Origin of the sequence: Peribacillus sp. YIM B13472, from assembly GCF_042788005.1 — a bacterium.
GTDB lineage: Bacteria > Bacillota > Bacilli > Bacillales > DSM-1321 > Peribacillus > Peribacillus simplex_E.
This window is the reverse complement of sequence record NZ_JBHZPG010000033.1, coordinates 1-12,085: the sequence shown is the minus strand read 5'-3', so window position 1 is coordinate 12,085 and position 12,085 is coordinate 1. Positions and strand designations below refer to the sequence as shown.

Sequence of the window (12,085 nt, the reverse complement as noted above, 5' to 3'; positions counted from 1 at the left end):
TTTTTTCATCCCCAACTTTAATCCCTGTAACGGAGGACATTCCGCCTGTGCCTACTATAGGTTAGTTCAGCAAAGGACTCAAGGGTGCATTTCAGAAAACGAGAGGCTTGAACCACTTTCAGCAGGTTATGGTTCTCTCTAAAAAGCTTCGTTTACTTACTTCTCCCCATCTACGCGTTCTTTTGTAAGATTATTAAATACTATATTACATTTTTGACAAATTGTTAATATAAAATACTCTGAATACGCTGTTTAATTTTTTCTTTGCCGAGTAATGAAATTGCCTTAGGCAAGTCAGGACCATGTGTTTGACCCGTGACGGCCGCCCTTATCGGCATGAATAATTTTTTCCCTTTATGGCCTGTGCTTTTTTGTACGGCTTTAATCGACTTCTTGATTTCATCCGCGTTAAATTCTTCAAGGCCATCGATCTCCTGAAGGAAAGCTTTCATGACTTCCGGTACCTGTTCTTCAGCCAGTACTTCCTTGGCTTCTTCCTCGAACACGACCTCATCCTTGAAAAACAGTTCAGATAGCTCGACTATTTCCGCTCCATAGCTCATCTGCTCTTGAAAAAGGGAAACTAGCCCATGTACCCACTCTTCTTCTTCTGCGGTCAGTGTCTCTGAAACCTTCCCGGCTTTAATTAAGTGAGGCATTGACAATTCCACTGCACGATTTCCGTCCAATTGCTTTACATATTGGTTATTCATCCATGTAAGCTTTTGTTTATCGAAAAGTGCGGGTGATTTAGACAGCCGATCAGCATCGAAAAGATTAATGAATTCTTCCTTCGTGAAAATCTCTTCTTCCCCGACCGGAGACCATCCTAGTAATGTAATGAAATTGAATAAAGCTTCAGGTACATAACCAAGCTCTTCATATTGCTCAATGAATTGAATGATGGACTCATCACGTTTACTCAGTTTCTTCCTGCTTTCGTTTACAATCAGCGTCATATGTCCGAATACCGGCGGTTCCCAGCCGAAAGCTTCATAAATCATCAGTTGTTTTGGAGTATTGGAGATATGATCATCACCGCGAAGGACATGGGAAATCTTCATCAAGTGATCATCGACGGCCACTGCAAAGTTATAGGTTGGAATGCCATCTTTTTTAACGATGACAAAATCACCAAAGCCATCCGCTTCAAACGAAACCTCATCCTTAACCATATCTTCGAAAGTAAGGACCTTCCCAGCTGGAACGGCAAAGCGAATGCTAGGTTTTCTTCCTTGAGCCACTAGTTCCGCTTGCTCTTCTTCAGTTAAATGCTTGCACTTCCCTGAATATTTTGGCGTTTCATTCCGTTCGACCTGTCCTTCACGCTCTGCTTCAAGCTCTTCTTCCGTACAATAGCATTTATATGCCAAACCCTTATCGAGAAGCTCTTGATACAATTCCTGATAAAGGTCGTTCCTTTCGGATTGACGATATGGCCCGAATTCACCGCCAACATCAACACCTTCATCCCAATCCATACCAAGCCATTTCAAATATTTAAGCTGACTTTCCTCTCCGCCTTCAATATTTCTCTTTTGGTCGGTATCTTCAATACGGATGATGAATTTCCCGCCTTTATTTCGTGCGTATAAATAATTAAACAAAGCAGTCCGTGCATTACCAATATGTAAATGTCCAGTCGGACTCGGTGCATAGCGAACTCGAATATCGCTGCTCATGATATATATAGACCTCCCAGTCGTTCTATTCTATTGTATATATTATCATTTAAATACATTGGGATAAAGGCATCCACTCTAAAAACGAAATTAGTTTGATTTAACCAATAAAACCACAGCCTGTGCCGCGATTCCTTCGCTCCTGCCTGTAAATCCAAGTTTCTCGGTAGTGGTCGCCTTTACATTAATTCTGTCTATCGACGCATCTAAAAGTTCAGCAATCCTGCCTCGCATTTCCTCAATATACGGTGCCATTTTCGGGCTTTGCGCAATGATTGTACAGTCCGCGTTGCCTAGGGAATATCCTTCTTTTTTTACGATCGCCCAAATAAACTGCAGCAGTTTTGCCGAATCGGCATCTTTAAATTCAGGATCTGTATCTGGAAAATGCTTACCGATATCTCCTGCACCAATTGCCCCCAAGCAGGCATCAGCAACTGTATGCAGAAGGACATCCGCATCCGAATGACCTAACAAACCTTTCTCATACGGAATCGTAATCCCCCCAATAATCAAAGGTCTCCCCTCCACAAGTTGATGAACGTCATATCCTTGTCCTATTCTAAACATATCATTCTCCCCAATCATCGTTTTCCATGTTGTTGTTTATGTAAAATCGCTTCTGCAAAATAAAGGTCTTCCTGAGTCGTAATTTTAATATTATCATAATTGCCCTCAATAATAACTACCTGTTCATTGATCCGCTCTAGCAAGCTTGCATCATCCGTCCCTAAAAATGCTTCAGCTTCTGCCTGTTCATACGCACTTTTTAATATGGATACACGAAAAGCTTGTGGAGTTTGTACCGCCCACAAGCTTGATCGTTCCACTGTTTCCACTACCTTTTTGTTTGACGCTTTTTTAATCGTATCCTTAACGGGCACTGCAATTACGGCACCTCCATGAAGGGAGGCGGCAGTAGTCAATTCACTGATTTGCCCAAGATTGATAAAAGGGCGGGCACCGTCGTGGACCAGGATGATTTCTTCTCCTGCATGTTGCAGTCCATTATAAACGCTTTGTTGGCGCTCCTTGCCACCCTTGACCAGTTTCTTGACCTTTTTAAGCCCATACGCTGAAATCAATTGACTGAAATAATCCTTTTCTGCCGGGTTTATCGAAAGGATGATTCCCCGGCAGTCAGGATCTTCTTCGAAGACACGCAGTGTATAAACAATAATCGGGATACCCGATAGTTCAATAAAAAGTTTATTCTTGCCCGCCTTCATTCTTTTGCCTTGCCCAGCTGCAGGTATCACTACTTCATAAAACATAACGGTTTCTCCTACTCTTCTTTATAATGCTTTTTCTAATAGTTTCGGTTTAGCGAATATCATACGGCCTGCAGAAGTTTGCAATACACTTGTGACAAGTACATCGATGCGTTTCCCGATATGGTCACGGCCACCCTCGACAACAATCATGGTGCCATCGTCTAAATAAGCGATGCCCTGGTTCTGCTCTTTCCCGTCCTTGATGACCTGAACATTCATCTCTTCCCCAGGAAGGACAACAGGTTTTACAGCATTTGCAAGGTCATTGATATTAAGAACCGCCACATTTTGAAACTCGCATACTTTGTTTAAATTGAAATCATTGGTAACGACCATTCCGCCCGATATTTTGGCAAGTTTCACTAGTTTACTGTCCACTTCCTGAATGTCTTCAAAATCCCCCTCGTACATCTCCACTTTAATCGGAAGGTCTTTTTGAATCCGATTCAGGATATCCAAACCTCGTCTTCCACGATTCCTTTTCAATGCATCAGATGAATCGGCAATGTGCTGCAGTTCGTTTAATACGAATTGAGGAATGACTATGGTACCCTCCAGAAAGCCTGTCTGACAAATATCCGCAATTCTACCATCAATGATGACGCTTGTATCGAGAATCTTCAGCCGCTTGCTATACCCCTCTTCATCCTCTTCGCTCGCTTCACCATCAGTGTTCTTTTTCTTATTGCTTTTCGTGAATAAACTCAATAGCTCATCACGCTTTTTAAAGCCCACCTGAAAACCAAGATAACCAAATAAAAGCGTAAGGATGATGGGAACCACTGTATTTAAAATAGGAACCTTGATGGCACTGAAGGCGGAGCCAACCAAGAACGCCGCAAGCAGTCCCACTAAAAGACCGACGCTGCCAAAGATTATATCCGTAATTGGTATCTTTACTAGCTGTTCCTCCAGCCACTTCATAAAATAGATCACATGATCTACTGCCCAAAAAGTTATAAGATAAAAGATAATGGCACCCAACAGTACACTTACATAAGGATTGTTTATTAAAGCAATATCATCTGCATGTAAAACAATTAATAATTCTGGAATAAGTAACATACCAAGTGTTCCGCCGACTATTAAGAAGCATGCTTGTATAATGCGTTTTAACATCCCTTTCACCTCCTTCTACTCATTATTGACCAATAAAATAAAATGAAACCTTCGAAAGTTCGTTTTCATTATATACGTTAAATTCACATGAGGAATTAGTGGATTTACAAATATGATTTCTTCTCTTTTTCGTAATATTAGCCTAGCACCCTGAGTTTTGAGTGTCAAAAATAAACACCAATCAATTTCAAGCTAGTTCAGCGGAATTTAAAAGGCCAGCTGCACCTACATCCTTCTATTTGTGACAAGCTGATTTTTCAAAATCCGGAGTCCTTCTTTGATTTTATTGGCGCGGACTTCGCCTATGCCCTCCACATCGTCAAGGTTTTCAACCGTAGCTTTATTGACTTCACTAAAGCTTCCGAACTGTTTCACTAAATTTTCGATGATCAAACCCGGCAAGCGTGGAATTTTATGAAGAATACGGTAACCACGGGGATGTACTGACTCATCAAGGTGTATGTATCCATGATAGCCCAGCACCTTTAGAAGAATGCTTTCATCCAGTTTTTCCTGCATGGCCAACTCTTGAAGCCTAAAAATGATTTCCTCGGGATTTTCATCATTACTGGAGGTATAATCCTTGATAAGCCATTTTCCTTCCGTTTCAATATCTGCCAGGATTTCATTCATTTGCAAACGGATCAATCTTCCTTCCGTACCAAGCTCATTAAGGTACGTTAATAGCTCCGCCTTGATTCTGAGCACCATTACATATCGGTGAAATACCTGCAAAAGGTCGGCATAGGTCACGATTTCCTCAAACTCGAGTGCTCCTAAAACCGATATGCTCTGCTGCAAGACCACCTTGTATTTTTCCAAGGTCTGGATGGCTAAATTAGCCTTGGCAAGTATGACTCCTATATCTTTAAGGGCGTATCGGAAATTGCCTTGATATAAAGTGATGACATTCCGACGTTGTGAGATTGCGATGACCAACGACTTGGTCTCCCTTGCCACACGTTCCGCTGTCCTATGCCGCATTCCCGTTTCAGTGGAAGGTGTACTGTTATCCGGAACTAGTTGGGCATTTGCGAAAATGATCTTATCGGCTGTTTCATTTAAAATGATGGCCCCGTCCATCTTTGCCAACTCATATAATGTGCTGGGGGTACAGCTGCAGTTGATTTCGAAGCCACCATCCACGATCACCCGCACCTTCTCATTATATCCGACCACTATCAAACCACCTGTGTTTGCCCTCAGGACATTTTCAATCCCCTCCCGAAGCGGGGTACCCGGAGCAACAATTTGCAGGATTTCCAATTTTGTTTTCTCATACCCTTTTTTATCTGTCATACTTACCCCCCTAACGATTGTTTAAGAGCCTCCGAAACAGATGAAACACCAACGATCTTAATCCCTTTCGGCGCGGTCCATCCCCCTATATTATTAGCCGGTATGATAACCCGCTCAAACCCTAATTTTGCTGCTTCCTGCACCCTTTGTTCAATTCTTGACACCCTTCTTACCTCACCAGTCAGCCCCACTTCACCAATGATGCAATCGGCAGGGTTTGTTGGTTTATCACGGAAGCTTGAAGCAATGCTTATTGCGACAGCGAGGTCAATTGCAGGTTCATCCAGCTTGACACCACCAGCAACCTTTAAATACGCATCTTGGTTTTGGAGCAGCAAGCCCACTCTCTTTTCCAGAACAGCCATTAAAAGCGAAACTCGATTGTGGTCGATTCCCGTGGCCATTCGCCTCGGATTGCCAAAACTCGTAGGTGAAATCAATGCTTGAATTTCGACTAGCACCGGCCTTGTTCCCTCCATGGACGCGACGACTGTAGAACCCGAGGCTCCCTGCGACCGTTCTTCAAGGAAAATTTCCGATGGATTCGCGACCTCTTCCAATCCATGTTCTTTCATTTCAAAAATACCCATCTCATTCGTCGAACCAAAGCGATTTTTAACCGCACGTATAATTCGATATGTATGGTGTCTTTCACCTTCAAAATATAATACAGTATCAACCATGTGCTCAAGCAGCCGTGGCCCCGCGATGGCTCCCTCCTTTGTAACGTGTCCGACGATAAAAATCGCAATTCCGTTCGTTTTAGCAATGCGCATGAGTGAGGCTGTGCACTCCCTCACTTGTGAAACGCTTCCCGGGGCGGATGTAACCTCCGAATGGTATACCGTTTGAATGGAGTCAATAATGACCAAATCCGGTTTTACATCCGTAATTGCCTGTTGGATATAATCCATATCGGTTTCAGCATAAACGAATAGATTTTCCGACATGGTCCCAAGCCGATCCGCTCTCAATTTGGTCTGCTTGACTGATTCTTCACCTGAAATATAAAGCACTTTTTTCTGTTTATGCGCCAATTGGGATGATACCTGTAAAAGCAGGGTGGACTTACCGATACCCGGGTCCCCTCCGATCAATACAAGTGATCCCTGTACGATCCCGCCCCCAAGAGCACGATTCAATTCCATTAAATCCGTCTTAATCCGGGGTTCTTTTTCTGATTGAATAGTCGTTATGGGTGCTGCCTTCTCCCGTTCCCCGGAACCTCTAACCTCTGAATTGGTAAAAGCGCCTTTTCTAGCAGGTTTAACGATTTCGGTTTCCTCGACCATTTTGTTCCATTCACCGCATCCTGGGCATTTCCCCATCCATTTTGGGGACTCATATCCACAAGACTGACACATAAATTTTGTTTTCTTCTTTACAGCCATAAATTACTCCTTTTCCTTTGGAAAAAATATCTATATTAAGGATATTATACCTCGGTTTTATTTAAACCTTCTTAAGGCTAAGTTTTTTTAAAAAAAATATTCATTCTGCTTATCCCATTTATACTCAAATCTACCTATAGATAAAAAACAGAGGTACACTGCAAAAGAATCTGCGTGTACCTCGAAGTTTAGGATCAGGTTATTCACTTACATTAACAGGCTCGCCTTGTCGGATTGCAAACTCATTATTCACGACATCCATTACGACCGTTTGCCCTTTTTTCACATTGCCCTTAAGCAACTCTTCGGATAGATAATCTTCTACATGCTTCTGAAGTGCCCTGCGGATTGGCCGTGCTCCATATTCCGGATCAAAACCTTCCGTAGCAATTTTTTCTCTGGCCGCATCTGTCAGCTCCAAGTATATCTCCTGTTCTTTCAAACGGGTAGTAAGCTGATTTGACATTAATGTAACGATTTGTTTCAAATGATCCTTCTCTAATGAGTGGAACACGATAGTTTCATCAATACGATTCAGGAATTCCGGACGGAATGCACGTTTGAGTTCTTCCATCACTTTCCCTTTCATATTTTTATAGTCCTGGCCAGTATCCTGGATGTTAAAGCCGACATACTTATCAGTTTTCAAGGCCGACGCCCCTACATTCGATGTCATAATCAGGATGGTATTCCTGAAATCGACAGTACGCCCCTTGGAATCTGTCAGTCTTCCGTCTTCCAATACTTGAAGAAGAATATTGAAGACATCCGGATGCGCCTTTTCTATTTCATCAAGCAGAACGACGGAGTATGGTTTCCTCCGCACTTTTTCCGTTAACTGACCGCCTTCTTCGTATCCAACATATCCTGGAGGGGATCCAACAAGACGTGAAGTCGAATGTTTCTCCATATATTCGGACATATCGATGCGGATCATGGCATCTTCATCACCAAAAATGGATTCAGCTAAAGCACGGGCTAGCTCGGTTTTACCGACCCCTGTAGGTCCCAAGAAGATGAATGAACCAATTGGACGTTTAGGGTCTTTCAAACCTGCCCTTGCACGTCGTACTGCTTTAGAAACCGCAATGACAGCCTCTTCCTGCCCAATAACACGATCATGTAGGATTGACTCCATATTAAGCAGTTTGTCTGACTCTGTTTGCGCCAATTTAGTGACTGGAACTCCCGTCCAACTGGATACGACGTGTGCAATGTCATCTACAGTCACTTCACTGTTCTCCTGCCCTTGTTTTTCTTTCCAAGTTTTTTTCGTTTCTTCCAATTGTTCTCTTAAGCGTTGTTCTGTATCGCGAAGCGAAGCAGCTTTTTCAAATTCCTGACTCTGAACGGAAGCATCCTTTTCCTTACGAACATCATCCAGCTTCACTTCAAGTTCTTTTAAGTTAGGTGGCGTTGTGTATGAACGCAGCCTAACCTTGGAACCAGCTTCATCAATCAAGTCAATCGCTTTATCCGGTAAAAAGCGATCGGAAATATAACGGTCGGATAATTTGACTGCGGCATCAATCGCTTCGTCAGTAATCGATACGCGGTGATGTGCCTCATAACGGTCACGCAGCCCCTTGAGAATTTGGATGGATTCCTGAATAGTCGGCTCATCGACTTGGATTGGCTGGAAACGACGTTCAAGCGCAGCATCCTTTTCAATATACTTCCGGTACTCATCCAAAGTGGTGGCACCGATACATTGTAATTCACCTCGGGCCAATGATGGTTTAAGGATATTGGAGGCATCAATGGCACCTTCTGCACCACCTGCACCAATCAATGTATGCAATTCATCGATGAATAGGATGATATTACCCGCCTGACGTATTTCATCCATAACTTTCTTCAACCGGTCCTCAAATTCACCCCGGTATTTAGTACCAGCCACAACAGTACCCATATCAAGTGTCATTACGCGTTTATCACGTAAAATTTCAGGTACCTCATTATTGATGATCTGTTGGGCAAGCCCTTCAGCAATGGCTGTTTTACCAACCCCAGGTTCACCGATTAATACCGGGTTATTTTTTGTACGACGGCTTAATACCTCGATGACACGCTGTATTTCCTTACTTCTTCCGATAACGGGATCCAAACTTCCTTCCCTGGCAATCGCCGTTAAATCACGGGCAAGGCCATCCAGTGTCGGCGTGCTTGCATTTGAAGCGGCTGAACCTTGATGACCACCTGATTCATTGCTTCCCAGAAGTTGCAATACTTGTTGTCGAGCTTTATTTAAACTTACTCCCAGATTATTCAATACACGGGCAGCTACACCTTCCCCTTCTCGTATAAGACCTAGAAGAACATGCTCTGTCCCAACATATGAGTGACCTAATTTTCTTGCCTCATCCATGGAAAGCTCAATGACTTTCTTTGCTCTTGGGGTATAATGTATCGTTTGAGCCGTATCCTGTCCACGGCCAATTAAATTTTCCACTTCTTTCTGAATCTTATCCGAACCCAATCCAAGAGCATATAACGCTTTGGCAGCAATACCATCACCTTCTCGGACCAGGCCCAATAAAATATGTTCCGTGCCAATATTATTATGACCTAAACGGATTGCCTCTTCTTGGGCTAATGCTAATACTTTCTGGGCTCTTTCAGTAAAACGACCAAACATCATAGGGAATTCCTCCTTAAGAATTTTCGTTTTGAATAAAGTTGCTGGCAATTCTCTAAGTTGTGGCAGAAGCTTCTTCTTGCTCCATATCTATTACATGAAATTTGATACTCCCTAAAGAGGTCAATGACCTTTATAAGGAGGAAGATTCCGTGAAATTCAAGCGTTCCCGGATGAGTGCTGCTCTACGGATATCCCTTTCATGGGGTCTTAAAGGGCCGCCTGCGTACTTTTGTAAAAATCCCGACTGCGTCAAAATCATCAACTCATTTAGAATGCTTTTAGAAATATTCTTTATATACCCAAGATCTATCCCTAATCTAACATCGGAGATACAGGTAGCTGCTTCCTTGGTCTCGATGATGCGAGCATTGGACAAAATCCCATATGAACGGAAAATTCTATCTTCTAATTGTATGTGGGAAGTCCTCGCTAATGCATCCCTCGCTGACCGTTCCTGGGCTATGATTTGTTGCACTACACTTGTTAGATCTTCAACGATATCCCTTTCCGACTTTCCAAGAGTAATTTGATTGGAGATTTGAAAAATATTCCCCAAGGCTTGACTGCCCTCTCCATAAATCCCTCGAACCACCAACCCCAATTGGTTGATAGCCGGTATGATATTATTCATCTGCTGTGTAAGGACAAGGCCCGGCAGATGCATCATGACTGAAGCCCTTAATCCTGTTCCCACATTAGTCGGACAACTAGTTAGGTATCCTCTTTCCTCATCATATGCATAGTCTATGGATTCTTCAATCCAATCGTCAAGAACATTTGCAATCTTTAAGGTTTCCTTTAGCTGCAACCCCGACATTAAACATTGAATACGGAGATGATCCTCTTCGTTTATCATGATACTTATTTCTTCATTTTCCGAAAGGAGACATGCGCTTTTCGCTGAATCTTCAACTAAATGGGGACTGATTAAATGTTTTTCAACGAGAACTCGCTTTTCCAGTGGCTGCAATTGGTCAATCTCTAAAAGTTCCAGTTTTCCAATCTCCGGTGTTACTTCTTCTTCGATTCTTTTTTTGACCAATTCAATGATTTTTTTAGCTTCTTCGTTAGAAAAGGAGGTTGGGAAGGTAAAGTCTTTAAAATTCCTGGCCAGCCGAATCCGCGAACTCAATACAATATCGATTTCCGGCCCTTCGGCACTCATCCAGGAACTCAAGGCGTTTTCTACAAACTTTTCCAAGCTCATAATTCCTCGCCTCCCTCTTGCGCTTCATACCTTTTTTCAAGGGAACGAACCTTATCTCTTACCTCTGCCGCTTTCTCAAACTCCTCTTGATCAATGTGGACCTTTAAAACTTCTTTCAAATCCAAAATTTGCTTTCGAAGATATATGGTGCCACCAATCCTTTTTGGAATTTTCCCTATATGTGCTGTATTGCCGCTATGAACCCTCTTTAAAATGGGATTTAACTGTTCATTGAACGTTTTATAACATTCGGCACAGCCAAACTTACCAATATGGACAAATTCTTTATAAGATCGATGACAATGCGGGCAACGTCTCTCTTCCGTTTTGGGAAATGCATTTGCCTTTGTCTGTTGAATATTCGACTCCATATTCAACAATCCTGCTAATAAATTATTTATTGAAAAACCAGGTCCTCCTGCATCCATGAACATTTCACCTTTTTCCTGAGCACATTTCTCACAAATCATGACTTCAGTCTTTTTTCCATTGATGATTTTGGTGAAGTGCAGGGTAGCAGGCCTTTGATGACATTCTTGGCAAATCAACGTTCATCACCTCTGCCAGTTTCATTTATATTTTAAAGTCGTAAGCATCGCAGTTAAAATTCTTGCCCTAAGCTCATCGCGGTCAGGTAGGTCGATATAAATCACCGATCTATCTATGACGCTCATCATAATCTTTGCTTCTCTTTCATTAATGACGTCTTCATTCATCAGCCTTGAAATTACTCCTTCAGCCATCGATTGGGTTACCCTAGAACCAATAAGCGATAATAATTGGTTGATAAGTTGCACGGAATCCTGTGATTCCACTTTCATGATGCGTATATAACCGCCGCCTCCACGCTTACTCTCCACAACATAACCTCTCTCGATGGTAAACCTGGTATTGATTACGTAATTGATTTGAGAAGGAACACACTGAAATTTATCTGCTATTTCACTTCTTTTAATCTCTAAGATATCTTTTTGACTTATTTCAAGTACTTGCTTCAAATAAGTTTCGATAACATCAGATATGTTTCTCACTCAGCCTCCTCCATTCTGACTTTGACTATATTTGACTATTATTATACAAGGAATAATGCATTTTGCAACTTAAACGCACTTTCTCTTTCTGTATTATCCATTTTCTCCAAATTATATGTAGTTACATACCCCATTGAACATTAAAGTTGAAATATCTTACATAAATACCCTAAAAAGATACATGCAAAACCTGATATTATTCTTCTCTCTTAAGGTTTCACCACTTAAATTCGGCCCAATTCCTCCTCATGATATTGTAACCAATACAAATAAGGCCAGCCCTATGCTGTCCCTGAAAATAAAAAACCTTTTTTAAAATTACGAACAACAAAAAGACCAGCCGGATGGCTGATCTTTTTAAATGGCTTGGCGGCGTCCTACTCTCACAGGGGGAAACCCCCAACTACCATCGGCGCTGAAGAGCTTAACTGCCGTGTTCGG

The 12,085-nt window shown here is 42.2% G+C and carries 10 protein-coding genes, 1 rRNA gene and 1 other annotated feature (1 of these 12 cut by a window edge); all 11 genes read right to left on the bottom strand.

The genetic code is table 11. The annotated features are described in order from the left end of the window. Window positions 1-182, bottom strand: a binding site (T-box leader); it reaches 67 nt to the left of the window's first position. A gap of 42 nt (window positions 183-224) precedes the next feature. Beyond that, window positions 225-1,682: a glutamate--tRNA ligase gene (gene gltX, locus ACFX4I_RS20485; protein WP_309519542.1), complete on the bottom strand. Its 1,458-nt coding sequence runs from the start codon at window positions 1,680-1,682 to the stop codon at window positions 225-227. A gap of 90 nt (window positions 1,683-1,772) precedes the next feature. Next, window positions 1,773-2,252, bottom strand: a complete 480-nt coding sequence (gene ispF / locus ACFX4I_RS20480; RefSeq protein WP_377422718.1) for a 2-C-methyl-D-erythritol 2,4-cyclodiphosphate synthase — start codon at window positions 2,250-2,252, stop codon at window positions 1,773-1,775. A 14-nt stretch (window positions 2,253-2,266) separates the two neighbouring features. Beyond that, window positions 2,267-2,956, bottom strand: coding sequence for a 2-C-methyl-D-erythritol 4-phosphate cytidylyltransferase (gene ispD, locus ACFX4I_RS20475; RefSeq protein ID WP_230301696.1), 690 nt, complete (start codon window positions 2,954-2,956; stop codon window positions 2,267-2,269). Window positions 2,957-2,977: 21 nt separating this feature from the next. Further along, complete coding sequence (locus ACFX4I_RS20470; protein WP_076372901.1) at window positions 2,978-4,075, bottom strand: PIN/TRAM domain-containing protein; 1,098 nt, start codon at window positions 4,073-4,075, stop codon at window positions 2,978-2,980. Between the two features lie 225 nt (window positions 4,076-4,300). After that, window positions 4,301-5,374 (bottom strand): DNA integrity scanning diadenylate cyclase DisA, encoded by a 1,074-nt coding sequence (gene disA, locus ACFX4I_RS20465; protein WP_076372903.1) that lies wholly within the window; start codon window positions 5,372-5,374, stop codon window positions 4,301-4,303. Between the two features lie 2 nt (window positions 5,375-5,376). Next, the gene (gene radA, locus ACFX4I_RS20460) at window positions 5,377-6,765 is read right to left on the bottom strand and encodes a DNA repair protein RadA (protein ID WP_076372905.1); all 1,389 of its coding nucleotides are present in this window, start codon (window positions 6,763-6,765) and stop codon (window positions 5,377-5,379) included. Between the two features lie 199 nt (window positions 6,766-6,964). Beyond that, window positions 6,965-9,406, bottom strand: a complete 2,442-nt coding sequence (gene clpC, locus ACFX4I_RS20455) for an ATP-dependent protease ATP-binding subunit ClpC (protein WP_283932465.1) — start codon at window positions 9,404-9,406, stop codon at window positions 6,965-6,967. Window positions 9,407-9,536: 130 nt separating this feature from the next. Beyond that, window positions 9,537-10,613 (bottom strand): protein-arginine kinase McsB, encoded by a 1,077-nt coding sequence (gene mcsB, locus ACFX4I_RS20450; RefSeq protein WP_377422714.1) that lies wholly within the window; start codon window positions 10,611-10,613, stop codon window positions 9,537-9,539. Continuing rightward, on the bottom strand, window positions 10,610-11,161 hold the full coding sequence (mcsA, locus tag ACFX4I_RS20445) for a protein-arginine kinase activator protein McsA (protein ID WP_098373578.1): 552 nt from the start codon (window positions 11,159-11,161) through the stop codon (window positions 10,610-10,612). The genes mcsB and mcsA overlap by 4 nt, the downstream gene beginning before the upstream one ends. A 21-nt stretch (window positions 11,162-11,182) precedes the next feature. Continuing rightward, window positions 11,183-11,644, bottom strand: a complete 462-nt coding sequence (locus tag ACFX4I_RS20440; protein WP_048677843.1) for a CtsR family transcriptional regulator — start codon at window positions 11,642-11,644, stop codon at window positions 11,183-11,185. Window positions 11,645-12,008: 364 nt separating this feature from the next. Continuing rightward, window positions 12,009-12,085: ribosomal RNA gene (rrf, locus tag ACFX4I_RS26415) — 5S ribosomal RNA — on the bottom strand; the annotation flags it as partial.

Coding starts and splice junctions, on each gene's coding strand:
- gltX (WP_309519542.1), bottom strand. CDS start 1,682: ATGAGCAGCGATATTCGAGTTCGCTATGCACCGAGTCCGACTGGACAT.
- ispF (WP_377422718.1), bottom strand. CDS start 2,252: ATGTTTAGAATAGGACAAGGATATGACGTTCATCAACTTGTGGAGGGG.
- ispD (WP_230301696.1), bottom strand. CDS start 2,956: ATGTTTTATGAAGTAGTGATACCTGCAGCTGGGCAAGGCAAAAGAATG.
- ACFX4I_RS20470 (WP_076372901.1), bottom strand. CDS start 4,075: ATGTTAAAACGCATTATACAAGCATGCTTCTTAATAGTCGGCGGAACA.
- disA (WP_076372903.1), bottom strand. CDS start 5,374: ATGACAGATAAAAAAGGGTATGAGAAAACAAAATTGGAAATCCTGCAA.
- radA (WP_076372905.1), bottom strand. CDS start 6,765: ATGGCTGTAAAGAAGAAAACAAAATTTATGTGTCAGTCTTGTGGATAT.
- clpC (WP_283932465.1), bottom strand. CDS start 9,406: ATGATGTTTGGTCGTTTTACTGAAAGAGCCCAGAAAGTATTAGCATTA.
- mcsB (WP_377422714.1), bottom strand. CDS start 10,613: ATGAGCTTGGAAAAGTTTGTAGAAAACGCCTTGAGTTCCTGGATGAGT.